Source organism: Sphingobium sp. AntQ-1 (assembly GCF_028538045.1).
Taxonomy (GTDB): domain Bacteria; phylum Pseudomonadota; class Alphaproteobacteria; order Sphingomonadales; family Sphingomonadaceae; genus Sphingobium; species Sphingobium cupriresistens.
Genome location: NZ_CP117158.1, coordinates 3,007,665 through 3,033,578, shown reverse-complemented (window position 1 = coordinate 3,033,578; position 25,914 = coordinate 3,007,665). Strand labels below are relative to the sequence as shown.

The window sequence follows — 25,914 nt, the reverse complement described above, 5'->3', positions numbered from 1 at the left end:
TCTATTTCCCTTTCGCCGCTTCCGCCGCCGCGAGCACGCGCAGGACATTGCCAGACCAGATTTTCTGGATGTCGGCTTCGCTATAGCCGGCCTTGAGCAGCGCGTCGGTGATCTTGGGCAGGGCGACCACATCCTCCATGCCCACGACGCCGCCGCCGCCGTCCCAGTCCAGGCCGATGCCGACATGATCCGGCCCCACGACCTTGAGCGCGTGCAGCATGTGCGCCATGAAATCATCAAAGGTCGGCTTGTCGGTGTCGGGATAGAGCCTGTCGATCTCCTGCCGCTTGGCCAGCAGTTCGGCGCGCTTTTCCGGTGAGACCTTGGCGTCTTCGCGCATCTGGCCATAGAGCGCCATCAGCGCCTTCTGCCGATCCGGGTTTGGCTTGGACGCGCGCAGATAGGCGCCATAGGCGTTCATCTGGATGACGCCGCCCTTGGCCGCCAGCGCCTTGAGATGATCGTCATCGACATTGCGCGGATGGTCATAGACCGCCTTGCACCCCGAATGGGTCAGCAGGACCGGCGTGGTCGAGAGCGCCAGCAGGTCATCCAGCACCTGGTCCGACGAGTGCGAGGCGTCGGGCACGATACCCAGCCGGTTCATTTCCTTGAGCAATTCCTTGCCCAGCGGGCTAAGCCCGCCATAGCGCGGCTTTTTCGACGGGTCGGTCGAGCTGTCTGCGAACTGGTTATGCGCGAAATGGGCGAAGCCCGACACACGCACGCCCATGTCGTAGAACAGGTCGATCAACGACAGGTCCTCGCCCAGCGGATAGGCGTTCTCGATCGACATATAGACGATGCGCTTGCCCGCCGCCGCGATGGGCGCCGCGTCCTTCGCCTCCAGCGCGAGCTGGAAATTGGCGGGGTCGGCGGCCACCATGGTACGGATCGACAGGCCGCGCAGGATTGCGAAGTCGCGCGCCTTGCGGAACCCCTCGACCGTCAGCGGTCCCTGCCCCGTATAGATCGCCCAGAAACCGCCATCCAGGCCGCCCTTCTTCATCCGCGGCAAATCGACCTGGGTATAGTCGCTATGGACGCCATGTTCCTCGTCGATCGACCAACCCGGCAGGTCGAGCGAGGCCGGCGTGTCGAGATGGCTGTCGAGGGTGATCAGCTTCTGGTGAAGCTGATACACTTTTTTCGGCACATCTTGCGCCTGTGCGACGGCGGGGAGCAGCGCCAGAAGCGCCGCCCCCATCATCCAGTTTGCCCGCATCAGATTTCGCCCGAAATGGTGAACTGGAAGGTGCGCGGGGACAGCGGGCGGAAGAAGCCGTCGCCCGTCACCGATGGCGAGATATAGGACAGCGTATCCTTGTCGAAGATATTGTCGACGTTGAACCGCGCCTTCATGCCCTTGACCGGACCCAGGCTGAAGCCGTCGCCGATATCGACATAGGCGCTGAACACGGTGAAGCCCTTGACGCTGGACCCGGCCGAATTGTCAAAGGTCGACCAGCGACGCGAGGTATATTTGCCGGAGAAGTTGCCCACCAGCCAGCTGGCCGGTTCGATGGTCACGCCGCCGTTGATGATCCACTTGGCGCTGTCGGGAATATATTTGCCGTCGGTCTGGTAGGTGGTCGTCGCGGTGACGATATCGTCCTTGAACTTCGCAATGTTGTACGTGGCGTTGAGGTTGAAATAGGCCAGGCCATTAAGCGCCGACGGCTTGAACGTGCCGCTGAATTCCGCGCCATAGGCGCTGACCCGGCCGACATTCTGGAAGAAGGTTTCGATGACGTTGGTGGTGCCGGGCAGGATCGATCCAATCGACTGGATGCGGTTCTTGAACTTGGTATAATATCCCGCCAGCGAGGCGTAGAATTGCCCCTGGTTGGTGCGGATGCCCGCTTCGAAATTCTGCGACCGTTCCGGCGCAGGCGCAGGCACGCCGGCCGCGCTGCTGTTCAGGGAGACGGAAAAGACATCGTCCAGCCCCTTGGGCAGCGCCATATTTTCCGCATAGGAGGCGAATATCTGGGTCTGGTTGTCAAATTTGTACAGCACGCCCGCCATCGGCAGGAAGCCGTCGCTATAGCTGGTGCGCAGCGTCTGCGGACCCCAGCCGGAGACCCAAATCGGCGCGGCGGTCGTGCCGGCATTGCGGTAATAATCGTTGAAGTCGCGATAGCCGCTGTAGCGATAGTCGATGTTCAGCGCCTTGACGCCCAAGTCGAAGATCAGGCTGTCGTCCAGCAGCGCGATCCGGTCCTTGACGAAGGCCTGGGTCGTGTTGCGTTCCGATTGATAATTGCGGCGGACATAGACGAGATCGTCCAGATTGGGCGCGCTGGCGGGCGACCCGTCGATCGTGTTGTAACGCGCTTGGGTGCGGTTATAGGTATCGACTTCGGCCCAAAGCCCGACCTCGATCGTCTGGACGCCCAGTTCCCAATGCAGCTTGGTGGTCAGGCCATAGCGTTCGCCGCCCACGGTCGACAGGCCATATTGCGTGCCCTTGGGCGCGCTGAGCGCTATGCCCGCCGCCGTCTGCCGCTGATATTGCAGCAGGCTGTTGGCATAAGTGTCGGGCGACACGCCATAGCCGCCCTTATCCTCATAATAGGCGGTCGCTTCGGCCCATACTCCATCGGCGATGCCGGCATGGACCGTGCCGCCATAGAGCTTGTCATCGCGCACGTTGATGGCGAGGGTGTTCGTGTAGGCATAGTTGGCGTTGCTGAAGGCGGGACCGCCCGCGACAGGCGCGAAGCCCGGCGTGGTGTTGGGAACGACCGAGATATAGCCGCGATCCCGGCCGCTCTTGCCGCCGATGTCGGTCCCGGTCAGATATTGGCTGCGGCTGAGCGTCGGAGAATCGAAGTCGTAAAATTTGTTCGACACGAATTTGAAGCGCGCCCAACTGTCGCCTCCCAGATCGGCGTGGACCATCCCTTCCCAATGTTCGCGATCGACCGTGCCCTCGCCGCGCCACAGGTCGGTGTCCAGCTTGGTGCGGCTGAGATAGGCGCGGAACGGGCCGACTTGGCCCGTGCTGGCGCGGATGAAGGTGCGCTTCATGTCGAAATCGCCGAAGCTTTGCGAAACGAACAGGCCCATCTCTTCCTGCGGCGCGATACTGTTATATTGCACGACCGGGCCGAGCGTCGAATAACTGGGCAGGCCGACGTCGCCCGCGCCGACCGCGGCCTCCACCACGCCCAGATTTTCATTGTCGACATAGCGGAACACCGGGCTGCCGCCAAAGGCGTCGCTGCGGCCGGTGGGGATGCCATCGACCACGAAGCCGATCTGGTCGAGGTTGAAGGCGCGAGTCTGGACGCTGTTGCCAAATTCATAGAGGCCGAGCGCCCCGTCGGTCTGCACGTTGAAGCCGGGCAGTTGCTCCAGCATCTTGAGGCCCGAAATGCCCGACGGGGCCGACAGCAAAGCTTCGCGCGTGACCGCCACGACATTGCTCACCTTGTCTTCGCCGATCGCGTCGGCCGACTGGGAGATGCGGCGGCCGGTGACGGTGATGGTTTCCTCATCGCTCCCGACCGGTTCCTGCGCATGGGCGGCGCTCAGCGCGCCGGTGGCGCAGGCGAGCAGCAATGCCGCGCGCGAGGAAAGGTGGATGGACGAGATAACGGACATGCAAAGGCTCCCTGTTTCACAACGAGCCGATCAGGGGGCGCATGGGCGCCGCACCTCTCCCACGGACGACAAGGACGGACGCATCGCTGCGCCCGCCAAATCATTCTTCAGTTTCCTTGTGAAACGAAAGTGCCGGGAATACCCGCCATGGACCAATGAGAATTTCTCAGCGGATGACGGGATATTCAACGGGGCGAGACAGAGCAGCGTGTTCCCGCCTCCGCGGGAGCACGCCGTATATTGGGCAGATGGAGGCGCTCAGCGCCCCTGCCAGACGCCTGGCCGCTTTTCGACGAAGGCGGTCATGCCTTCCTTCTTATCCTGCGTCGCGGTCAATATCTGGAACAGGCGGCGTTCGGTCAGCAGGCCCTGGGCCAGGCCGGTTTCGAAGGCGATGTCGACCATTTCCTTGTTCACCATCGCCGCCATGGACGGCATCGCGGCGATCGCCGCGGCGGTCTTGAGCGCGTCTTCCAGCAGGTCGGCGGCCGGGACGATGCGGCTCACCAGCCCGGCGCGTTCGGCTTCGGCGGCGTCCATCATCCGGCCGGTCAGGCACATGTCCATAGCCTTGGCCTTGCCCACCGCGCGGGTCAGGCGCTGCGACCCGCCCATGCCGGGCGCGACGCCCAGCTTGATTTCGGGCTGGCCGAATTTCGCGGTATCGCCGGCCAGGATGAAGTCGGCCATCATCGCCAGTTCGCACCCACCGCCCAGCGCAAAGCCCTGCACCGCTGCGATCCACGGCTTGCGGGTCCCGACCACCCCGGTCTGCCAGCCGGAGAAGAAATCCTCCAGGAAGAAGTCCGCGGCGTCCTTATCGACCATTTCCTTGATGTCGGCGCCTGCCGCAAACGCCTTTTCGCCGCTGCCGGTCAGCACTGCGCACCGCTGGGTCGGATCGGCGTCAAAGGCGCCAAAGGCCGCGCTCAGATCTTTCAAGACCTGGCTGTTGAGCGCGTTCAGCGCCTGTGGCCGGTTAAGCGTGATCAGCGTCACCGCGTCGCGCTGTTCGACCAGGATGGTTTCATAGGTCATCGCCGTCTCCTTTTAGCTTTGGGACCGCTCTATTGCCATGGGCGGCGCTTCGCCAGCCCCCAACGCAACGCATTTGCGCCGAGCCTATCGGCACAGATGCATGAAGTCGCGATCATAGCTTTTAAGGTGCGCCCCGCCATCGACATAGAGCGTCTGCCCGGTCACGGCAGTCGCTTCGACCAGATAGAGCACCGCCTGCGCGATCTGCTCCGCTTGCGGCAGGCGCGCAAGCGGCATCATCTCCGCCAGCCGCTCCATTTGCGCTTCGTCATAATCGGGCGTCGCGATCGTCAGGCCCGGCGCGACGGCGTTTACCCGCACTTTGGGCGCCAGGCTGCTGGCGCTGGTGCGGGTCAGTCCGGCCAGCGCCAGCTTGGACAATGTATAGGCCAGCTGGTCGGCATGGGGATGGTCGATCCGCTGGTCGAGAATGTTGACGATGCAGCGATCGCCAACGCCCGCCGGAATGGTGGCGAACGCCTTGGTCAACAAAGTGGGCGCGGCGCAGTTGACGGCATAATGGCGCATCAGGTCGTCGGCGGTGACCGTGTCGAGCCGGTCCTGCCCGAACAGGGCGGCGCTGTTGATCAATATGTCCGGCGGCCGGCCGAAGCGATCCGCCACCTTGGCCACCAGTTCCTCCGCCCCTTCGGGATCGGCGAAATCGACCACGAAGCCCTCCCATTCCGTCCCTTCCGCTTCGAACGTCAGCGCCAGATGGGAATCGAGCCGGGTGTCGTGGCTGCCGTGGATGGCGAGCGAATGGCCGGCCTTCGCCAGCGCGGCGGCGATGATGCCGCCCAGCCGCCGATGCCCGCCGGTGACGAGCGCCAGCCGCTTGGGCGCCAGCGGCGCACCGACCGGCGCGGCGTCGCTGCGTGCCTTGCCCAGGGGACGATAGGCGGGTTCCTTGTCGTCGCTCATGAAGCGATGAGCTTCAGCACTTCCTCCCGCGACTTTTCATCGTCGCGGAACACGCCGAGCATACGGCTGGTCTTCATGATGACGCCCGGCGTGCGCACGCCGCGCCCGGTCATGCAGCCATGGGTCGCCTCGATCACCACGGCCACACCCTGGGGCTTCAGGTGATCCCAGATGCAGTTGGCGACTTCGGACGTCAGCCTTTCCTGCACCTGGAGCCGATTGGCGAAGGCGTGGAGGACGCGGGCCAGCTTGGAAATGCCGACCACATAATCGCCGGGCAGATAGGCGATATGCGCCTGGCCCACGATCGGCGCCATATGATGTTCGCAATGCGACTGAAACGGAATGCCCTTGAGCAGGACCACATCGTCATAGCCGCCTACTTCATGGAAGATGCGCGAGAGATGATAGGCCGGGTCGTCGCCATAGCCGCGGCAATATTCGCGCCAGGCGCGCGCGACCCGTTCAGGCGTTTCCACCAGCCCTTCGCGTTCGGGCGCATCGCCCGACCAGCGGATCAGGGTGCGGATCGCCTCGCTGACTTCGGCCGGGACCGGCTCCTTGCCGTCGCCGACGGTTTCCGTTTCGAGTTCACATGCCATGAACAGGGCCACTCCTTATGCTGTTGGCGTCGCATATGGCGGCTGGGGTTTGCAATGGCCAGTGTCTTTCGGGACCGCTGGACACAAGATCGCCATGGTGGCAGATCAAGGGATAATCGGGATCGCCACAAGACCATGTATTTTCGTTTCACCTATCATGCGCACTGAACGGATCGCCGCCGTCCTGCTGGCGGCCGGATCATCTTCCCGCTTTGGCGACGATGACAAGCTGATGGCCAACCTGCGCGGCAAGCCGCTCGCCGCCCATGTGCTGGAAACGGTCGCGTCCATGGCCTTCGCCGAATTGATCGCGGTCGTGCGCCCGATCGCGGACGCCCCGGTCATCCACCGCAAGCTGGACCGGCGCGGCTATACCATCATCGTCAACGACCGGCCCGAAGAGGGCATATCGGGCAGCATCGTGCGCGCGGTCGAACATGTCATGCCCAATATGAAGATACGCGGCATATTAATCTGCCTGGCCGACATGCCCGACGTGCCGCAGACCCATTATAACCGCATCTGCCTGGCGGCGGAGGATATCAGGTCCGTGGTCGCCTCCACCGACGGCTTCTCCTCCTCCCCGCCCGCATTCATCGGGCGCAAGCATTTCCCCGAATTGCTGGCCTTGAAAGGCGACCAGGGCGCGCGCGCGCTGCTGAGCCACGGCATCCAGATCGAGACGAGCGGCAATGTCCTGCACGACGTCGACACGCCGGAGGATCTGCCCGGCTGGCGGCCGGTAACGCCACAGCAATAATCAATTCGACCGCGTCGGATCGGTCATCGGATCGCCCATTTCGCGCGGATCGGGCGCGCGACTGATCGGCAGCGATCCGGTCTGGCGCTCCAGCATCCGATGCACCACCGGGGGGTTCGGCCCGGCATGGAGCGCATGAATGGCCTGGCTATTGTCAATGTCCGCCACCGTCCGCCGCTGGTTGTGGCGGACATAATCGAGCCAGGTCGAGACATGATAGCGCTCCACCCATAAAGCCGGATCGCCGAGGTCGCGCATCAGCGTCCAGCCATGGGCGCCATCGCGCCGGCGGATGCGCCGCCGCTCGCTCATCGCGGACAGGAAGGGCACGACCGAACCGGCCGGGATGCGATATTCGATGGTGACGACCACCGGGCCGCTGCGCGGCTCCACCGGCACGGCCGTATCGGGTTCGCGCCAGCTGTTCTGGAGGTCGAGATTATCCTCTCCAGTCTGCGCCAGCGGGCGAAGAAAACCCAGCGTCGCGGCGGCGAATTGCGCGGCGGCGGAGGCATAGAGCGCCTCCACCACGCCATGATGCTCGGCGATCCAACCGAACATCCATGCGCCGATCGCCATGCCGCCGAAGGCGGTCATTTGATAAAGCGACACCGCCCGCGCGACGACCCAGCGCGGCGCCGACATCTGCACCGACACGTTGAAGGTCGCGAGCGCCGTCACCCAGCCCATGCCCGCCAGCAGATAGCCAAACAAGGCCAGCGCCAGCCAGCCGCTCGCGCCGGTGATCGCGGTGCCCAGCGCCAGGATCAGCGCGGCCGACCGCACCATCGTTTCCACCGAGAAACGCGCGCGCAGATGACGGGTTGAAAGCGCAGCGAGCACAGCGCCAATGCCGAACGCCCCGCTGGTCAGGCCGAAGGTCAGCGCCCCGCCGCCTAATATGTCGCGCGCGACCAGCGGCATCAGCGCAGACACTGCGCTCGCGCCCACGCCGAAGACCGCGGCGCGCAACAGCACCAGACGGATATTGGGCGACATGGCGACATAGCTGAGGCCCGCCTGCATCGCGACGCCCAGTCGCTCGCGCGGCAGCAGCTTGGGCGGCAGGTCCGGCCGCCAGCGGAACAGGACCGTCAGCAGCGCGATATAGCTGACCGCGTTGGTCAGGAAAGCGGCCGCCGCCCCCGCCGCCGCGACGATCACGCCGCCCAGCGCCGGGCCGACGCTGCGCGCCAGGTTGAAGCCCATCGAATTCATCGCGACCGCGCTGGGCAGGATGGCGCGCGGCACCATGTCGCCGACCGACGCCTGCCAGGCGGGACCGTTGATCGCGGTGGCGCAGCCGATCAGGAAGGTGAAACCCAGCAGCAGCCAGGGCGTGACCAGCCCGGCCCAGGCGGTCAGCGCCAGCGCGGTGGACACGATCAGCATCGACGCCTGGCAGGCGATCATCACCTTGCGCCGATCCAGATTGTCGGCGACCGCCCCGGCCCAAAGCGACAGCAGCATGATCGGCAAGGTGGTCGCGGCCGGGACCAGCGCGATCAGTTGGGGCGAGGCCGAGAGCGAGGTCATCATCCAGGCCGCGCCAACCGACTGGATCAGGCCGCCGAAGTTCGACGCGAGGCTGGCGGTCCAGATCGCGCGGAAGATGGGGATGGAAAGCGGCGAAGGGGTTTGCTGAGTCGGGGCTTGCGTCACGCTATCCATGCAGGGGGATATAGGCCGCAACGGCCGACGCGCAACGCTTCTAGGCGCGACCTGTCCGCAGCGCGGCGGCCCAATCGGCCCGGCCGTGCGCTTCAGCCGCGCGGGCGGCGGCGTCCCAATCATAGCCGACGGCGATCAGTTCGGCCGTCCATCCGCCTGCCGTCCGCTCGACGATCGCATAGCGGGCGTGGGGCGATCCCGTCTCCACCTTATGCGGAATGGGATGGTCGTCATCATAAGCGGGCAGGCCGACGCTGCCGGGATTGACGATCATCCCGCCGCCCGGCCGATGGTGGATGCGCGGGATATGGGTGTGGCCGCACAGGATGAGCGGGGCGGCGACGCCCCCTGCCCGCGCCTCCACTTCATCGGCTGTGGCGGGCCGCAATCCGTCAGGATCGAGCGTTTCGAGCCAGTAGCAAAGATCGTCGCCCGGCGCGCCATGGACCATCAGCACATCGTCGGCCAGCCACAGACTTTCGGGCAAAGACGCGATCCAGTCGCGATGACGCGGTTGCAGCACCGCGTCGGCATAGCGGTCCGACGCGCCCATATGGCCCGGATACCGGGTCAGCAATTGCCGTTCATGATTGCCGCGGATCGTGGGCAGGTTCAGCGCCATCAGCCGGTCGGCGGTTTCACAGGGAGAAAGCGGGCCGGACACTATATCGCCCAGGTTTACAATCGCATCCGCGCCCCGCCCTGCGACATTGTCCAACACGGCGTCGAGCGCGGCGATATTGCCGTGAATGTCGGAGAGGATGGCGATCCGCATCGCCCGTCAATGGCACAGGGATTCGCACGGCGAAAGGGCGGCGTGCGACAGGGAGTTGGACAGTTGTACGGATGTTTTGCGAAACAGCCTCGCCCTGCCGCTACGGCAGGGCGGAACGGCATCAAGCCCATACATTTACACTTGCACTTTACGTAAACGTAAATACATTTCCCCCACATCCAGTGCGCCCGCAGGGCAGCCCACGGAGAGGGAAAAACATGGAAGCCTATATTTACGACGCCGTCAGGACGCCCCGTGGCCGGGGCAAGGCCGACGGATCGCTGCACGATATCACGCCCATCCAACTGGCGACGCAGGTGCTGGAAGCGGTGCGCGATCGCAGCCAGATCGACACGGCGGACGTTGACGACGTGATCCTGGGTTGCGTCAGCCCGGTCGGCGAACAGGGCGCGGATATCGCCCGCGTCGCGGTGCTGAACGCCAGCTACGCGGAGACCGTGCCGGGCGTGCAGATCAACCGCTTCTGCGCCTCCGGTCTTGAAGCGGTCAACATGGCCGCCGCGAAAGTCTATTCGGGCGAGGCGATGTTCGCGATCGGCGGCGGGGTCGAATCGATGAGCCGCGTGCCGATGGCGTCGGACGGCGGCGCCTGGGCGATGGACCCGGCGGTCGCCTACAAAACCTATTTTGCGCCCCAAGGCATAGGCGCGGACGTGATCGCCACCAAGTTCGGCATCAACCGGGCAGATGCGGACGCCTATGCGGTCGAGAGCCAGAAGCGCGCCAAGCAGGCGTGGGACGAGGGCCGCTTCGCCAGGTCGATCGTGCCGGTCAAGGACGTGATCGGCCGCGTGGCGCTGGACCATGACGAACATATGCGCCCCGACGCGACGATGCAGTCGCTGGGCGCGCTGAAACCCAGCTTCGCCGCGCTGGGCGAGGACATGCCCGGTTTCGATACGGTGGCGCTGCTGCGCTATCCCGAACTGGAGAAGGTCAACCATGTCCATCATGCCGGCAACAGCAGCGGCATCGTCGATGGCGCAGCGGCCGTGCTGGTCGGCAACAAGGATATGGGCGACAAATATGGGCTGAAGCCCCGCGCCCGCATCCGCGCCATGGCGTCGATCGGGTCGGAACCGCTGATCATGCTGACCGGGCCGGAATTCGTCGCCGGCAAGCTGCTCGCCCGCGCAGGCATGTCCACCGCCGACATCGACCTGTGGGAATTGAACGAAGCCTTCGCGTCGGTCGTGCTGCGCTACATGCAGGCGATGAACCTCGATCATGACAAGATCAACGTGAATGGCGGCGCGATCGCCATGGGCCATCCGCTGGGCGCGACCGGGGCGATGGTGCTGGGCACCGCGCTCGACGAGCTGGAACGGACCGGCAAGGGGACGGCGCTCGTCAACCTGTGCGTCGGCGCGGGCATGGGCACCGGCATCATCATCGAGCGTATCTGAAACAAGAATAAAACCGTTCGTGCTGAGTAGGGACTGAGCTTGTCGAAGTCCCGTATCGAAGCATCCTTCGATACGCCATTTCGACTTCGCTCAGTGCCTGTCCTGAGCGCCTGCCTTGGCAGGCAGTCGAAGGGGCTACTCAGGACGAACGGATGTTGGGAAAGGTAGCCATACCAATGAACACCATCGCATTCGACATCGACGCCGACGGCATCGCCACGCTGACCATCGACGTTCCCGGCCAGTCGATGAACGTCATCGGCCCGGACTTCCTGGCCGATCTGGACGCCGCGATCACGCGCATCGCGTCCGAAGAGGGCATCAAGGGCGCGGTCATCGCGTCTGGCAAGGATAGCGGCTTCATGGCCGGGATGGACCTGAAATTTTTCGGGGCGATGCTGGCGAAGGCGGGCGACGCCCCCGCCCCGGCCGCGTTGTACGACGATCTGTTCGTGCTGAACGCGCTGTTCCGTCGCCTGGAAACCAGCGGCAAGCCGGTCGCCTGCGCCATTGAGGGCGCCTGCGTCGGTGGCGGTTTCGAACTGGCGCTGGCCTGCCATCGCCGTTTCGTGGGCGACAGCCCCAAGACGCAGCTGGGCCTGCCCGAAATCCTGATCGGCCTTTTCCCCGGCGGCGGCGGGTCGCAGCGCCTGCCGCGCATCATGGGCGTGCAGGCCGCGTTGATGTATATGCTTCAGGGCAAGCTGTTCCGTCCGGCCGAAGCGGCGATGCTGAAGGTGGTCGATGCGGTCGTGCCGCAAGGAACGGCGGTCACAGCGGCGCGGGAGTGGGTGAAGGCTAACCCCAACGCCACCTCCCAGCCGTGGGACGTCAAGGGCTATAAGGTGCCCGGCGGCGCGGGCGGCTTCAATCCGGCCTTTGTCCAGACCATGGCCGGAGCGCTGCCGATGACGCTCAAGCAGACCCAGCGCAACATGCACGCGCCGATCGCTTTGCTGTCGGCGGTCTATGAAGGCATCACCCTGCCGATGGACAAGGCGATCCAGATCGAGAGCCAATATTTCGCCAAGGTCGCCGCCGACCCGCAGGCGTCCAACATGATTCGTACCCTGTTCGTCAACAAGCAGGCGGCTGAACGCGGCGCGCGCCGGCCCAAGGGCGAGGCCAAGGCGCCGACGCAGAAACTGGCGATGCTGGGCGCGGGCATGATGGGCGCGGGCATCGCCACCGTCGCCGCGCAGGCGGGGATAGAGGTCGTCCTGTTCGACCGCGACCTGGCCTATGCGCAGAAGGGCAAGGCGCATGTCGAAGACGTGCTGAAGAAGCGCCTGGGCAAGGGCATGACGCCGGAAAAGCTGGAACAGACGCTGGCGCGCGTGACGCCTACCACCGACTATGCCGATCTGGCGGGCGCGGACTTCGTGATCGAAGCGGTGTTCGAGGATGTGAGCATCAAGGCGGAAGTCACCAAAAAGGTTGAGGAGGTTCTGGGCGCGGACACCATCTTCGGGTCCAACACCTCCACTCTGCCGATCACGAAGCTGGCGCAGGCGTGGACGAAGCCGGAGAATTTCATCGGCGTCCATTTCTTCTCACCGGTCGAAAAGATGCCGCTGGTGGAGATCATCCTGGGCGAGAAGACCGGCCCCGCCGCCATCGCCAAGGCGCTGGATTTCGTCAGCCAGATCAAGAAGACGCCCATCGTCGTGCATGACAGCCGCGGCTTCTACACTTCGCGCAGCTTCGGCACCTATGTGCAGGAGGGCGCGGAGCTGGTCGGCGAAGGCGTCAATCCGGCGCTGATCGAAAATGCCGGCAAGCAACTGGGGATGCCGACCGGCCCGCTGGCCGTCAGCGACGAAGTGTCGATCGAACTGGGCTGGAAGATCATGAGCGCCGCGAAGAAGGAACTGGGCGACGCCTATGTGCCGCAGGGTTCGGACGACATCATGGTGCAGATGGTCGAGGCCGGTCGCCTGGGCCGCAAGAATGGCAAGGGCTGGTACGATTATCCCGCAGGCGGCAAGAAATATCTGTCGCCAGTGCTGGGCGAGATGTTCCCGCGCGCCGCGGAGCAGCCCGGCGTCGAGGCGGTGAAGGAGCGGCTGCTCTATCGCCAGTTGATCGAGTGCGCCCGTTGCTTCGCGGAAGGCGTGCTGGAGACGCCGGAGGATGGCGACATCGGCGCGATCTTCGGCTGGGGCTTTGCGCCCTACACCGGCGGGCCGTTCAGCCATATGGATACGGTCGGCATCGCCCATGTCGTGGCCGTTCTGGACCGGCTGGCGGCGGCGCATGGCCCGCGCTTTGCGCCGACGGCGCAACTGCGCGAGATGGCGGCGAGCGGCGCGACCTTCTACCGGCCTGCGACCGCGCAGGCCGCATGACCCCCCTGTAAATGTTCGAGACTCTCGGATAGGGCTGAGAGCGAACATCATTCAGCATGTTCCCGCGAAGGCGGGAATCCCGTCCTGCCGCCGGACTGGGTTCCCGCCTTCGCGGGAACACATGCGTTACCGGGGCGAGAGCATGACCATCAAACCAACCGTTCTAGTCACGGGCGGCGCGGGCTATATCGGCAGCCATGCCGTGCTGGCGCTGAAAGATGCCGGTTATGGCGTGGTCGTGATCGACAATCTGGTCACCGGCTTCGACTGGGCGGTGCCGGACGGCGTGCCGCTGGTGCGCGGCGATATTGCCGATCAACCGTTGGTGGAAGCGACCTTGCGCAAGCATGACATCAAGGCGATCATGCATTTCGCAGGATCGGTCGTCGTGCCGGAGTCCGTTGATAACCCATTGAAATATTACCATAACAACAGCGCCAAGACCCGTGACCTGATCGAAAGCGCGGTGCGGGTGGGCGTGCCGCATTTCATCTTCTCGTCCACCGCCGCCACCTATGGCACCCCGGACGTCGAAGCGGTGCGGGAGGATACGCCGCAGCGGCCGATCAATCCCTATGGCATGTCGAAGCTGATGACCGAATATATGTTGCGTGACGTGGCGGCGGCGCATCCGATGAACTTTTGTGCGCTGCGCTACTTCAATGTCGCGGGCGCGGACCCGCAGGGACGGACGGGCCAATCGACGGCAGGCGCGACCCACCTGATCAAGGTCGCGGTCGAGGCGGCGCTGGGCAAGCGGGAGAGCGTCGCCGTATTTGGCACCGATTTCGATACGCCGGACGGGACGGGCGTGCGCGACTATATCCATGTGACCGACCTGGCCGCCGCGCATCTGCTGGCGCTGGAGGCCTTGATCGCCGAGTCGGATCGCAACCATCTGCTCAATTGCGGCTATGGCAGGGGCTTTTCCGTGCTGGAGGTGCTGGACGCGGTCGATCGGGCGACCAACAATCCGATCGAGCGCGTCATGGTTGGCCGTCGGGCGGGCGATCCGGGCAAGCTGATTTCCGACAATGGCGCGATCCTGAAAACCTTCCCCTGGACGCCGCGCCATGCCGATCTGGACCAGATCGTCGCCCATGCTTTGGCGTGGGAGCGCAAGCTGGAGGACCGTGAAACAGGCGGGCGCGGATGAGCGAGGCGAGCGTCCGCGCCTTTTTCGCGACCCACGCGCCCGATGTGGCGATCATCGACCATGGCGTCAGCACCGCAACGGTGATCGAGGCCGCCGCCGCGCTGGGCGTCGAACCGGCGCGGATCGCCAAGACGCTGTCGCTGCGGGTGGGCGATACGGTCGTGCTGGTCTGCGCGCGGGGCGACGCGCGGCTCAACAATGGCAAGGCGAAGGCGGCGCTGGGCGCCAAGCCGCGGATGCTGGGCGCGGATGAGGTGGAGGCGATCACTGGCCATCCGGTCGGCGGCGTCTGCCCCTTCGGCCTCGCCTCTCCCCTGCCCGTCTATTGCGATCTGTCGCTCAAGGATTTCGCCACCGTCTTTCCCGCGGCCGGATCCCGCACCAGTTCGGTCGAACTGACGCCCGATCGGCTGGCGGCCTTGACCGGGGCGACGTGGATCGACATCTGCACGATTCCGCAAGCAGCCGAGTGAGCCCAATGCCGATTGAACATCTTTTCGCCACCGGCGCGCAGGCCGCGGCCGACATCGCCGCGCGCATCGCCACGATCCTGTCCGATGCGGTCGCGCAGCGCGGCGTCGCCAGCATCGCATTGTCGGGTGGCCGTTCGCCCCGGCCAGTGCTGGAAGCGCTCAGCCAGGTCGATCTCGACTGGGGCAAGGTCGTGGTGACACTGGTCGACGAACGCTGGGTCGCGCCCGACAACGCCGACAGCAATGAGAAGCTGGTCCGCGACACGCTGCTCAGGGGCGCGGCGGCGCAGGCGCGCTTCGTGCCGATGAAGACGCCGGCCGCGAACGCCTATGCGGGGCAAGCCGCGGTCGAGGCGGCCTTCGCCGACCTGCCCTGGCCGCTGGACATCATCCTGCTGGGGATGGGCGATGACGGACATACGGCGTCGCTTTTCCCGGAAGGCAAGGAACTGGCCGAAGGGCTGACGAGCCAAGCGCTGACCATCGCAGCGACGCCCCCGGTCGCGCCGCACGAGCGTATGTCCCTGACGGCGCACGGGATTTCGCAGAGCCGCCATATCTTCCTGCAAATCAGCGGCGCGGCCAAGAAAGCGGTCTATGATCGCGCGCTGGCGGGTGGCGTCGTCGAGGAATTGCCGATCCGGCTGGCGCTGTTGCAGGATGTCGTGCCGGTTGAGGTGTGGATCGCGGAAGCATAAATCCTCCCCTGCAAAGGGGGGGGTGGCGCGCGCGAAGCGCGTGACGGAGGGGTAGCGCGCTATCGATAGGGTGACACCCCTCCACCATTCGCTTCGCGAACGGTCCCCCTCCCCTTGCAGGACAGGATTCAATCCCGCACCTCATGCTTGGAAATCAGATAGCGCCACACGCCGACCGCGTTGATGAGCAGCAGGGCGACATTCTGCCAGCCTATCCCCTCGCTGTCCTTGTCCAGGAAACCCCAGGCGGTGAGCGCGATCGAGGAGGTGACGAACAGGACGAATGCCCATCCGGTTATGCGTCGTCCCAGGTTGAGCGATACGATTAGCGCGGCGATCGTCGCCGCGCCCGCACCATAATATTGTAAAGCGGCAAGCAGGGTCTGGTTCATGCCGGCTAGAACGTAGCGGCCATGGACATGGTTGCGACGCCCCTCTACCCAGCGCGGCCATGATCGCCGACATATCCCCCTTCCACGCCATCGCCATCAGCCGCGAAGCCCATGCGCTCGAAGCGGCGGGCCGGTCCATCCTGCATATGGAATTCGGCCAGCCCTCCACCGGCGCGCCCGCCGACGCCATCGCCACGGCGCATCATGTGCTGGACACGGAGGCCATGGGCTATTGGGAAAGCATGCCGCTCAAGGAACGGATCGCCCGCCATTATGGCGAGCGGCATGGCGTGGCGGTGGACCCCGAACAGATTTTGCTGACCTGCGGCGCGTCGCCCGGCCTGGTGCTGGCGCTGACCTGCCTGTTCGCGCCGGGCGCGCGGGTGGCGACGGCGCGGCCGGGCTATGTCGCCTATCGCAATAATTTAAAGGCGCTCTATCTGGAGCCGGTCGAGATCGCCTGCGGCCCGGCCGAACGCTATCAGATCAGCGCCGATGCGCTGGCGGCGATCGATCCCGCGCCGGACGGGCTGATCCTCGCCAGCCCGGCCAATCCCACCGGCACGATCATCCCGTCGGACGAACTGGCGCGGATCGCAGCGGTCTGCGCCGATCGCGACATCCGCATCATTTCCGACGAAATCTATCATGGGTTGAGTTTTGGCGAACCGGCTCACTCCATGCTGGAATATGCGCCCGACGCGGTGATCGTGAACAGCTTTTCCAAATATTACAGCATGGCCGGCTGGCGGCTGGGCTGGATCGTGGTGCCGCCCGCCCTGATCGACGCGGCGCGGGCGCGGATGGGCAATCTGTTCCTGACCCCGCCGGTGCTGGCCCAGCGCGCCGGCCTGACCGCCTTCGATTGCACCGACGAACTGGAGGGGCATGTCGCCAGCTATCGCCGCAACCGGCAATTGCTGCTGAACGCCCTGCCCGCAATGGGCCTGGCCAGCATCGCGCCGCCCGACGGCGCCTTCTACATCTATGCCGACATCGGCCACCTGACCCAAGACAGCCTGCGCTTCTGCCAGAAGCTGTTGCGCGAAACCGGGGTGGCGACCGCGCCGGGGATCGATTTCGATCCCGTGGACGGCCATCGCTTCATCCGATTCAGCTTCGCGGTGTCCACCGACCGGGTGGAGGACGCGATCACGCGGATGGCGCCGTGGTTTCAGGCGCAGGGCGAGCGTTAAGTTAGTGGCGATAGTGAGGTGGGTAGCAGACGTTCTGCTGCCTGAGCCCTCTCCCGCGAAGGCGGAAGAGGGCAAAGCGGGACAGTCCGCTTCCGGTCGCCTGCATTCCCTTCCACATGCCGGGCTTGACCCGGCATCCTGCTCATATCCGAGCGCAGCAGGCAAATCGTCGCGCGCCCTAACGCTGCTTCTTGGCCGTGGTCGCGGTAAAATCGGGGTCTTTGTTCGCCACCCAGTCGACGAATTTGCGCACATTGGGATGGGCCAGCAGGCCCTCGACATCCGTGCCATGGCGCTGCAATTCGGAATTGGTGAAATTGGCGATCAGCGTCTGCTGGCAGATGCCATGCATGGGAACGACATCGCGCCCGCCCCGGCTTTTGGGAACAGGATGATGCCAGACGATTGTCTTGCCGGTCGGCCGCCCGCACAGCCAGCAGTCTATCACCGGCGCGGGCGCATCCTCCTCGACAGCCACGTCTTCGTAGCGACCATGTTTCGAATATTTGCGGGCCATCATCTACCTGCCATCGTCTGCATGAATGTCTTGGAACTGCGCCGCCCCTCTAAAGGGAAGGGAGCGCCATTACCATAGCGGCACCTGTAAACCGCCTCTCGCCACCCATCGGCGGAAAGACGAGCCAGACGCCCGTCCACGGAAGGCTTTCAACATAGGATTTTGTCTGGTCTATCCTTCTGGATGAACCCGCCTCTCCCCGACAGCCCTGGCGCTCCGCCATCGGCGCATCACTGTCACGTAGGCGTCGCGCCGCTGTCGCATGAATGTGACCCATGTGGCGCGTCGCGGTCGCTTCGACCGGGGCGTCACCCCCGCGCCATCCTCTACCGCCATCGACCTTGCTTATCGAAAACTTTACCAGAGCGCCGCTAGACACAGCGGACTTGTCCATAGCCGGGTTTTGATGATGCGCATTTCCTTCGCCCTGCCCCTTCTGACCATGCTGGCGATGCCGCAACCTGCCTGGGCGCAGGTGGCCGTGGCCGACAGCGGCGACACCGGCTGGATGATCCTGTGCGCTCTGCTGGTGCTGCTGGCCGCGTTGCCGGGATTGATGCTGCGCCATGCGGGGCAGGTCAATGTGCGCAACGCCGTGTCGGTGACGGCGCAGGGAGCCTCGGTCGCGGCGGTCGCCGCGCTGACCTGGGCCATTGCGGGCTACAGCATCGCCTATGCGCCGGGCAGCGCCTGGCTGGGCGGCGGCGCGAATTTGCTGCTCGCCAATCTCGCCCAGTTGCGTGAAGGGCTGACGGTGCCCGAATCGGCATTCGTCCTGTTCCAGTTGTCGATTGCGCTGCTCGCCGCCTGCCTGCTGGTGGGCGCGGTGGCGGAGCGGACGCGGATCGGCTGGTGGATCGCCTTCACCCCGCTCTGGCTGCTGCTGGTCTATGCCCCGGTCGCCCATGCGGTGTGGGGCGGCGGCTGGCTCGCGGACCTGGGAGTCATGGATTTCGCCGGCGGGCTGGTGCTGCATGGCGTGGCGGGCTTTTCCGCGCTCGCTCTCGCCCTGATCGCAGGCGCACGACGCGAGCCGTCCGATCCCGGCCATGCGCCGCTGCTCAGCCTGGCCGGCGGCGGGCTGCTCTGGATCGGCCTGTCCGGCGTGGTCGGCGGCTGGGCGCTGGGCGCGACGGACGACGCCGCGACCGCCATCCTCAATCACCTCTTCGCCGCCTGCGCCGCAGCGCTGACCTGGGGGCTACTCGACCGGATGCTGAGCGCCCGCACCAGTGCGACGGGCATCCTGTCCGGCGCGCTGGCGGGCATCGCCGCCATATCGGCCAGCGCCGCGCTGGTCGGCACCGGCGGCGCGATGCTGATCGGCGTCATCGCCGCCTGCGTGTCCCGCATCGGCATGGGGCTGCTGTCCGGCCGGGTCGACGACGGCGCGAGCGTCTTCGCCATCCATGGGCTGGGCGGCCTGACCGGCATACTGCTGCTGCCGCTGTTCGTCCTGCCGCTGCTGGGCGGGGTCGGCTTCGACGCGAATATCAGCCTGCTCGGAGCCTTGACCTCTCAGGCCATCGGCCTGGTCGTGGTCGCGCTGTGGGCGATGGTCGGCAGCGCGATCGCCGCGCTGGTCGTGTCGGTCGTCATCCCCATGCGGGTAAGCGCGCAGGAAGAGGCCGACGGCCTCGACGCCAGCCAGCATGGCCAGCAGGGCTGGGACTTCCGTTAAGGCAATGACGGTCCCCCCCTCTTCCGTCGCCGTCGCCATCTTCGCCCATCAGGAAGAACGCCGGATCGGCGCCTGCCTGGCGTCCCTGCCGCTCGACCGGGCGGACACAATCTTCCATGTGCTGGTGAACGGCACGACCGACGCCACGGTCGCGCGGGCGCGGGCAGCGGCGACCGGCCGGGCCAATGTCATCGTCCATGACATTGAGGCAGGCGGCAAATCGCGGACCTGGAACCATATGGTCCATGGCCTGCTGACCGGGTCCGAGGATGCGGTCGTCTTCCTGGATGGCGATGCGCAGATCGTAGCGGGGTCGATCGACGCGCTGGTCGCCGATCTGGCCGCCCACCCCCGCGCCAATGCCGCATCGGGGATGCCGATGAACGGGCGGATGGCGGTAACCTATCGCGGCACGCTCCACAGCGAAGGCGGGCTGTTCGGCGATCTCTATGCACTGTCTGGGAATTTCGTGCGGGATATCCGCGCCCGCGGGCTGCGCCTGCCCGACGACCTGATCGGCGATGACGGGCTGGTGGCGTCCTGGGCGCATACCGGACTGCAAAAGGATATCGCCTGGGATCTGGCGGGGGTCGTGCCCTGCGACGATGCGGGTTTCCTGTGCGAACAGGTCAGCCTGGCCCGGCCCCAAACCTGGCGCATGCATTATAAGCGGCTGGTCAACTATTCGGTGCGTTTCTACCAGAACCGGATCGTGTCGGACATCATGACGCGCGAGGGGCCGGCCGGCCTCCCCGCGCGTCTTGCAAGCCTCTATTCCGAATGGCTGCCGCGTTTCCGCCCGCGCCCCGGCCTCACCGCCTGGTTCGACCGCAAGGCGCTCAAAAGGATGCGCGCGGCCTCTTAACGATCGCGGCCGGCCAGTTCCTTGTTCACGAACAGGGCGACCCCGGTCACCACCGCACCCGACAAAAGATAGACGCCCGACGCGGCCAGGCCGAATTCGGCGGACACCAAAAGCGCCACCAGCGGCGCGAAACCCGCGCCCACCAGCCAGGCGAGGTCCGACGTCAGGGCCGACCCGGTATAGCGGGTCGCGGTGCGGAAGTTGGAGGCCACGATGCCCGACGACTGGCCGAAGCTGAGGCCCAGCAGGATGAAGCCCAGCACCATGAACGCGACTTCACCCAGATCGCCGCCGTTCAGCAGCAAGGGCGCGGCGACGGCGAAGATGGCGATCCCCACCGCCGACCATCCAATCAGGGTCCGGCGGCCCACCATGTCGGCAACGAAGCCCGACACGATGATCGCCAGCACGCCGACGAACGCGCCGATTACCTCGATCATCAGGAATCGTTCCAGCGGCTGGTCGGTATAGAGCGCGATCCAGGACAGCGGGAACACGGTGACCATGTGGAACAGCGCGAAGCTGGCCATAGGCGCGAACGCGCCGATGACGATGTTGCGCCCCTCGCTGCGGACGGTTTCGATAACCGGCGAGGGTTGCAACTCGCGACTTTCGAACAGGCGCTCGAACTCGTGCGTCACGACGATCCGCAGGCGGGCGAACAGCGCCACCACGTTGATCGCGAAGGCGACGAAGAAGGGATAGCGCCAGCCCCAGTCGAGGAAGTCCGCGGTCGAGAGGGTGTTGAGGAAGAAGGCGAACAGGCCGGCCGCCACCATGAGCGCCAGCGGCGCGCCGAGTTGCGGCATCATCGCATACCAGCCGCGCTTGTTCTGCGGCGCGTTGAGCGAGAGCAACGAAGCAAGCCCGTCCCAAGTGCCGCCCAGCGCCACGCCCTGTCCGGCGCGGAACAGCGCCAGCAGGAAGGCGGCGCCATGGCCGATCGTGTCATAGCCCGGAAGGAAGGCGATGGCCGCCGTCGATCCGCCCAGCAGGAACAATGCGATGGTCAGCTTGACGCCGCGACCATAAGCGCGATCGACCGCCATGAAGATGAACGACCCGATCGGGCGCGTGATGAAGGCGAGCGCGAAGATGGCGAAGGACCAGAGCGTCCCCATCAGCGGCGACATATAGGGGAAGATATGCGCCGGGAAGACGATGCAGGACGCGATCGCATAGACGAAGAAGTCGAAAAATTCCGACGTCCGCCCGATGATGACGCCGATCGCGATCTCGCCGGGCGCGATCTTCTTGTGCCCATGGGCATGAAGCTGGCGCACGTCGCGTTCCGCCTGGGTCGAATTGGGCGTGGTCGTCGCGGAAGTCATGGGGTAAAACGGACCTTCATGCTGCGGGAACGATCCGTGCCGCACTTCGTTGCGCGACGAATCATCCCGGTGATGAATTCACCCATGCTCTATTTTGCAGATGCACAGGGATAGGACAAAAGGTCCAATGTCGCGCGCCGGCCATCCTGATAATGCGGGCCGCATGATAGCCCGTCATCCCGCCACCAAGCGCGCATTCCTGCGCCGAATCGCGCCACTCCTGCTGCTGCCGCTGGGCGGATGCAACTGGGTGGTCCTGTCCCCCGCCGGCGACGTTGCAATGCAGCAACGCGACCTGATCCTGATTTCCACCGCGCTGATGCTGCTGATCATCATTCCGGTGATGGCGATGACCATATGGTTCGCCTGGAAATATCGGGAAAAGGGACGAGCGGAGGATTATGACCCCGACTGGGATCATTCGACCAGCCTGGAACTGCTGATCTGGTCGGCGCCGCTGTTGATCATCATCGCGCTGGGCGCGGTGACGTGGAGCAGCACCCATCTGCTCGACCCCTATCGCCCGCTCGATCGCGTCGATCATGCGCGCAAGGTCGATCCGGCCGCCAAGCGGTTGCAGGTCGAAGTGGTGGCGATGGACTGGAAATGGGTGTTCATCTACCCTGAACTGGGCATCGCGACGGTGAACGAACTGGCCGCGCCGGTCGACCGGCCGATCGAGTTCAAAATCACCTCCTCGACCATCATGAACAGCTTCTTCGTGCCCGCGCTCGCTGGTCAGATTTACGCCATGCCGGGGATGCAGACGGTGCTGCACGCGGTCGCCAACAAGCCGGGCGATTATGAGGGCTTCTCCGCCAATTATTCGGGCGCCGGTTTCTCCAACATGCGCTTCCGCTTCCACGCCGTGGACCAGGCCGGTTTCGACCAGTGGGTCGCCAAGGTGAAGGCCAGCAGCGCGACGCTGGACCGGGCGACTTATGTCAAGCTGGAGCAGCCCAGCGAAAAGGTGCCGCCGATGTATTTCAGCGGCGTCGAGCCCAGGCTTTTCCACGCTGCGCTCAACATGTGCGTGCAGCCGGGCAAGAAGTGCATGGACGCGGTGATGATGACCGACAGCCGAGGCGGCGCGGGCAAGGAGTCCGCGCATGACGTCGAAGGGCTGCGCCATGACGGCACGATCGACGTCGGCGGTTATCATCCGGTCGAACCGGGCAAGAAGGGCGAAATCGCCCAGCCCGCGGGCATGACCCCGGCCGCGGACCGCACCCCGGCCGCGCGGGGCAAGCAAGCCCCCGGCCAGCAGGACGGCGATGGGCATGGCGGTGGCCATGCCGGTCATGAAGGCATGTGATCGCCCATGCCCTGCCCCCGTTCTTTCTTTCCTCTCTCGCCTGAAGGCTAGACGCCATGTCCCCCTCCCCCGCCTCTGAAAATAGCGGCATCTGGAAGCTGATATTCGGTCGGCTCGACTGGAGTTCGCTGCCCCTGCACGAGCCGATCGTCGTCGGCACCTTCATCATGGTCATGCTCGGCGGCCTCGTCGTCGTCGCGGGCATCACCAAATATAAATTATGGGGCATGTTGTGGCGCGACTGGTTCACCACCGTCGACCATAAGCGCATCGGGATCATGTACATGATCCTGGGCCTCATCATGTTCGTGCGCGGCTTTGCCGATGCGGTGATGATGCGCCTGCAACAGGCGATGGCGTTCAACGGGTCGGAAGGCTATCTGAACGCCCATCATTATGACCAGATTTTCACGGCGCATGGCGTCATCATGATCTTCTTCGTCGCGATGCCGATGATCACCGGGATCATGAACTACATCGTCCCGCTCCAGATCGGCGCGCGCGACGTCAGCTTCCCCTTCCTCAACAATTTCAGTTTCTGGATGACCACGGCGGGTGCCGTGATCGTCATGATGTCGCTGTTCGTGGGCGAATTTGCGCGCACCGGCTGGCTGGCCTATCCGCCGCTGTCGGGCATCGCCTATTCGCCAGGGGTCGGCGTCGATTATTATATCTGGGGCTTGCAGATCGCAGGCATCGGCACATTGCTGTCGGGCGTCAACCTGATCGCGACCATCGTCAAGATGCGCGCGCCGGGCATGAACATGATGAAGCTGCCGGTCTTCACCTGGACCTCGCTGTGCGCCAACATACTGATCGTCGCGGCCTTCCCGGTGCTGACCGCCGTGCTGGCGCTGCTGTCGCTGGACCGCTATGTCGGCACCGCCTTCTTCACCAACGACATGGGCGGCAACCCCATGATGTATGTGAACCTGATCTGGATCTGGGGTCACCCGGAAGTCTATATCCTCATCCTGCCGCTGTTCGGCGTGTTCTCCGAAGTCACCTCGACTTTTTCGAACAAGCGGCTCTTCGGCTATAGTTCGATGGTCTATGCGACGGTCGTCATCGCGATCCTGTCCTATCTCGTGTGGCTGCACCACTTCTTCACCATGGGGTCGGGCGCCAGCGTCAACAGCTTCTTCGGCATCACGACGATGGTCATTTCCATCCCGACTGGCGCCAAGCTGTTCAACTGGCTGTTCACCATGTATCGCGGGCGCATCCGGTTCGACCTGCCGATGATGTGGACCGTGGCCTTCATGCTGACCTTCACCGTCGGCGGGATGACCGGCGTGCTGCTCGCCGTGCCGCCCGCCGACTTCGTACTGCACAACTCGCTGTTCCTGATCGCGCATTTCCACAACGTCATCATCGGCGGCGTATTGTTCGGCCTGTTCGCGGCGATCAATTACTGGTGGCCCAAGGCGTTCGGCTTCACGCTGGATACCACATGGGGCAAGCGCAGCTTCTGGCTGTGGGTCGTGGGCTTCTGGTTCGCCTTCATGCCGCTCTACATATTGGGCCTGATGGGCGTGACCCGCCGGATGCGCGTGTTCGACGACCCTTCGCTACAGATCTGGTTCCAGATCGCCGCCTTCGGCGCGCTGATGATCGCGGCCGGCATCGCCTGCATGTTCGTCCAGTTCGCGGTCAGCATCATCAACCGCGAGAAGCTGCGCGACACGACGGGCGATCCGTGGAACGGCCGCACGCTGGAATGGGCGACCAGCTCGCCCCCGCCAGACTATAATTTCGCCTTCACGCCCGTCATTCACGACAATGACGCCTGGGCCGACATGAAGAAGCGCGGCTATCAGCGGCCGCTGTCGGGTTATGAAGCGATCCACATGCCGTCCAACACCGGCACCGGCATCATCATCGCGGGGCTGTCCATCGCCTTCTCGGTCGGCATGATCTGGTACATCTGGTGGCTCGCTGGCCTCAGCTTCGTCGGCATCCTGGCCGTCGCGATCGGCCATACTTTCAACTATAAGCGCGACTTCTACATCCCCAAGGATGTGGTGGAGCGCACCGAGGGCGAGCGCACCGCGCTGCTCGCAAGCCAGGGTTAAATCGTCATGGCAAGCGCATCTCCGATCGACCCCGCCTTCCTCGACAAGGACGGCAACCCGCTTTTCCACCTGGCCCACGAGCCGCATCATCCCGAAGGGTCCAGCACCATGCTGGGCTTCTGGATGTACCTGATGAGCGATTGCCTCATCTTCGCCTGCCTGTTCGCCACCTATGCGGTGCTGGGCGGCAATTATGCGGCGGGGCCGGGGCCGAAAGATTTGTTCGACCTGCCGCTGGTGGCCCTCAACACCGCCATGCTGCTCTTCTCCTCCATCACCTATGGTTTCGCCATGCTGGCGATGGAAAAGAACAGGGTCGGCGCGACGCAGGGCTGGCTGGCCATCACCGGCCTGTTCGGCCTGGCGTTCCTCAGCATCGAAATGTACGAGTTCGCGCACCTCATCCATGAGGGCGCGACGCCGATGCGGTCGGGCTTCCTGTCTGCCTTCTTCACGCTGGTCGGCACCCACGGGCTGCACGTCACCTTCGGCTGCATCTGGCTGGTGACGCTGATGGTGCAGGTTGCGAAAAAGGGCCTGATCCCCGCCAACCAGCGCCGCCTGATGTGCCTCAGCATGTTCTGGCACTTCCTCGACGTCATCTGGATCGGCGTCTTCACCTTTGTCTATCTGATGGGAATGCTGCGATGAGCGCGCACGATCACGCCCAAAACGATCATGGGCACGCCAATCACGGGCATGGCCATGACGATCATCATGATGCCGGGGCACATGGCAGCATGGGCAGCTATATGATCGGGTTCGGCCTGTCGGTTTTGCTGACGGCCATCCCTTTCTGGCTGGTCATGACCGGCTATTTCGCCAATCCGCAGACCACCGCGATCATCATCATGGCCTTCGCGATCGTGCAGATCGTGGTGCATATGATCTACTTCCTGCACATGAACACCCGTTCCGAAGGCGGCTGGTCGATGATGGCGCTGATCTTCACGCTGGTGCTGGTCGTCATCACCCTGTCGGGATCGACCTGGGTCATGTATCATTTGAACCATAATATGATGCCGACCATGTCGCATGACATGAGCCAGATGCCGTGACAG

General features: G+C 64.6%; 23 protein-coding genes. 13 read left to right on the top strand and 10 right to left on the bottom strand.

Features of this window, described 5'->3' with window-relative positions; genetic code table 11:
• Position 1: 1 nt before the first annotated feature.
• The 5 genes from sphantq_RS15250 to folE form a co-directional block, all read right to left on the bottom strand.
• A complete protein-coding gene (locus sphantq_RS15250; protein WP_066600991.1) occupies positions 2 to 1,225 on the bottom strand; it encodes a dipeptidase in 1,224 nt (407 codons plus the stop codon).
• Positions 1,225 to 3,609, bottom strand: coding sequence for a TonB-dependent receptor (locus sphantq_RS15245; protein WP_272798919.1), 2,385 nt, complete (start codon positions 3,607 to 3,609; stop codon positions 1,225 to 1,227). Before sphantq_RS15245 ends, sphantq_RS15250 begins: the two co-directional genes overlap by 1 nt.
• 258 nt (positions 3,610 to 3,867) lie before the next feature.
• Entirely contained in the window at positions 3,868 to 4,647 is a 780-nt protein-coding gene (locus sphantq_RS15240) for an enoyl-CoA hydratase-related protein (protein ID WP_272798918.1), read from the bottom strand.
• An 84-nt stretch (positions 4,648 to 4,731) separates the two neighbouring features.
• On the bottom strand, positions 4,732 to 5,571 hold the full coding sequence (locus sphantq_RS15235; RefSeq protein ID WP_129925405.1) for an SDR family oxidoreductase: 840 nt from the start codon (positions 5,569 to 5,571) through the stop codon (positions 4,732 to 4,734).
• Complete coding sequence (gene folE, locus sphantq_RS15230; RefSeq protein WP_066605013.1) at positions 5,568 to 6,173, bottom strand: GTP cyclohydrolase I FolE; 606 nt, start codon at positions 6,171 to 6,173, stop codon at positions 5,568 to 5,570. The genes sphantq_RS15235 and folE overlap by 4 nt, the downstream gene beginning before the upstream one ends.
• A 157-nt stretch (positions 6,174 to 6,330) precedes the next feature.
• On the opposite strand from folE, the gene sphantq_RS15225 reads away from it, so the two are divergent.
• On the top strand, positions 6,331 to 6,933 hold the full coding sequence (locus tag sphantq_RS15225) for a nucleotidyltransferase family protein (RefSeq protein ID WP_066600983.1): 603 nt from the start codon (positions 6,331 to 6,333) through the stop codon (positions 6,931 to 6,933).
• On the opposite strand, the gene sphantq_RS15220 is transcribed toward sphantq_RS15225, so the two are convergent.
• Both sphantq_RS15220 and sphantq_RS15215 read right to left on the bottom strand, forming a co-directional pair.
• The gene (locus sphantq_RS15220; RefSeq protein WP_443021492.1) at positions 6,934 to 8,595 is read right to left on the bottom strand and encodes an MFS transporter; all 1,662 of its coding nucleotides are present in this window, start codon (positions 8,593 to 8,595) and stop codon (positions 6,934 to 6,936) included. It abuts the gene before it with no gap.
• 49 nt (positions 8,596 to 8,644) lie between these two features.
• Entirely contained in the window at positions 8,645 to 9,379 is a 735-nt protein-coding gene (locus sphantq_RS15215) for a metallophosphoesterase family protein (RefSeq protein ID WP_272798916.1), read from the bottom strand.
• Between the two features lie 218 nt (positions 9,380 to 9,597).
• On the opposite strand from sphantq_RS15215, the gene sphantq_RS15210 reads away from it, so the two are divergent.
• The 5 genes from sphantq_RS15210 (at position 9,598) to pgl (ending at position 15,481) form a co-directional block, all read left to right on the top strand.
• Positions 9,598 to 10,806, top strand: a complete 1,209-nt coding sequence (locus sphantq_RS15210) for an acetyl-CoA C-acetyltransferase (protein ID WP_129925402.1) — start codon at positions 9,598 to 9,600, stop codon at positions 10,804 to 10,806.
• A gap of 176 nt (positions 10,807 to 10,982) precedes the next feature.
• Entirely contained in the window at positions 10,983 to 13,154 is a 2,172-nt protein-coding gene (locus sphantq_RS15205) for a 3-hydroxyacyl-CoA dehydrogenase NAD-binding domain-containing protein (RefSeq protein ID WP_272798915.1), read from the top strand.
• A 142-nt stretch (positions 13,155 to 13,296) separates the two neighbouring features.
• Positions 13,297 to 14,310 (top strand): UDP-glucose 4-epimerase GalE, encoded by a 1,014-nt coding sequence (gene galE / locus sphantq_RS15200; protein WP_272798914.1) that lies wholly within the window; start codon positions 13,297 to 13,299, stop codon positions 14,308 to 14,310.
• Positions 14,307 to 14,783, top strand: a complete 477-nt coding sequence (locus sphantq_RS15195; protein ID WP_272798913.1) for a YbaK/EbsC family protein — start codon at positions 14,307 to 14,309, stop codon at positions 14,781 to 14,783. Before galE ends, sphantq_RS15195 begins: the two co-directional genes overlap by 4 nt.
• Before the next feature lie 5 nt (positions 14,784 to 14,788).
• A complete protein-coding gene (gene pgl, locus sphantq_RS15190; protein WP_272798912.1) occupies positions 14,789 to 15,481 on the top strand; it encodes a 6-phosphogluconolactonase in 693 nt (230 codons plus the stop codon).
• A 128-nt stretch (positions 15,482 to 15,609) separates the two neighbouring features.
• Here the strand turns inward: pgl and sphantq_RS15185 are convergent, their stop codons facing one another.
• The gene (locus tag sphantq_RS15185; protein WP_129925399.1) at positions 15,610 to 15,873 is read right to left on the bottom strand and encodes a hypothetical protein; all 264 of its coding nucleotides are present in this window, start codon (positions 15,871 to 15,873) and stop codon (positions 15,610 to 15,612) included.
• 59 nt (positions 15,874 to 15,932) lie between these two features.
• Here sphantq_RS15185 and sphantq_RS15180 point away from each other — a divergent pair, with 59 nt between their 5' ends.
• Positions 15,933 to 17,069: a pyridoxal phosphate-dependent aminotransferase gene (locus sphantq_RS15180; RefSeq protein ID WP_272798911.1), complete on the top strand. Its 1,137-nt coding sequence runs from the start codon at positions 15,933 to 15,935 to the stop codon at positions 17,067 to 17,069.
• Positions 17,070 to 17,247: 178 nt separating this feature from the next.
• Here the strand turns inward: sphantq_RS15180 and sphantq_RS15175 are convergent, their stop codons facing one another.
• Entirely contained in the window at positions 17,248 to 17,586 is a 339-nt protein-coding gene (locus sphantq_RS15175) for a hypothetical protein (protein WP_066605010.1), read from the bottom strand.
• A gap of 409 nt (positions 17,587 to 17,995) precedes the next feature.
• On the opposite strand from sphantq_RS15175, the gene sphantq_RS15170 reads away from it, so the two are divergent.
• Both sphantq_RS15170 and sphantq_RS15165 read left to right on the top strand, forming a co-directional pair.
• A complete protein-coding gene (locus sphantq_RS15170; RefSeq protein ID WP_272800241.1) occupies positions 17,996 to 19,267 on the top strand; it encodes an ammonium transporter in 1,272 nt (423 codons plus the stop codon).
• A 4-nt stretch (positions 19,268 to 19,271) separates the two neighbouring features.
• On the top strand, positions 19,272 to 20,132 hold the full coding sequence (locus sphantq_RS15165) for a glycosyltransferase family A protein (protein ID WP_272798910.1): 861 nt from the start codon (positions 19,272 to 19,274) through the stop codon (positions 20,130 to 20,132).
• Here sphantq_RS15165 and sphantq_RS15160 read toward each other — a convergent pair.
• Entirely contained in the window at positions 20,129 to 21,463 is a 1,335-nt protein-coding gene (locus tag sphantq_RS15160; protein WP_272798909.1) for an MFS transporter, read from the bottom strand. The genes sphantq_RS15165 and sphantq_RS15160 overlap by 4 nt on opposite strands.
• Before the next feature lie 163 nt (positions 21,464 to 21,626).
• On the opposite strand from sphantq_RS15160, the gene cyoA reads away from it, so the two are divergent.
• The 4 genes from cyoA to cyoD are packed head-to-tail and all read left to right on the top strand — an operon-like array spanning position 21,627 to position 25,911.
• Positions 21,627 to 22,778 (top strand): ubiquinol oxidase subunit II, encoded by a 1,152-nt coding sequence (gene cyoA, locus sphantq_RS15155; protein ID WP_066605005.1) that lies wholly within the window; start codon positions 21,627 to 21,629, stop codon positions 22,776 to 22,778.
• Positions 22,779 to 22,834: 56 nt separating this feature from the next.
• On the top strand, positions 22,835 to 24,853 hold the full coding sequence (gene cyoB / locus sphantq_RS15150; RefSeq protein WP_272798908.1) for a cytochrome o ubiquinol oxidase subunit I: 2,019 nt from the start codon (positions 22,835 to 22,837) through the stop codon (positions 24,851 to 24,853).
• Between the two features lie 6 nt (positions 24,854 to 24,859).
• Positions 24,860 to 25,504, top strand: a complete 645-nt coding sequence (gene cyoC / locus sphantq_RS15145) for a cytochrome o ubiquinol oxidase subunit III (RefSeq protein WP_066600961.1) — start codon at positions 24,860 to 24,862, stop codon at positions 25,502 to 25,504.
• Entirely contained in the window at positions 25,501 to 25,911 is a 411-nt protein-coding gene (gene cyoD / locus sphantq_RS15140; RefSeq protein WP_129925393.1) for a cytochrome o ubiquinol oxidase subunit IV, read from the top strand. The genes cyoC and cyoD overlap by 4 nt, the downstream gene beginning before the upstream one ends.
• The last annotated feature ends 3 nt before the right edge of the window (positions 25,912 to 25,914 follow it).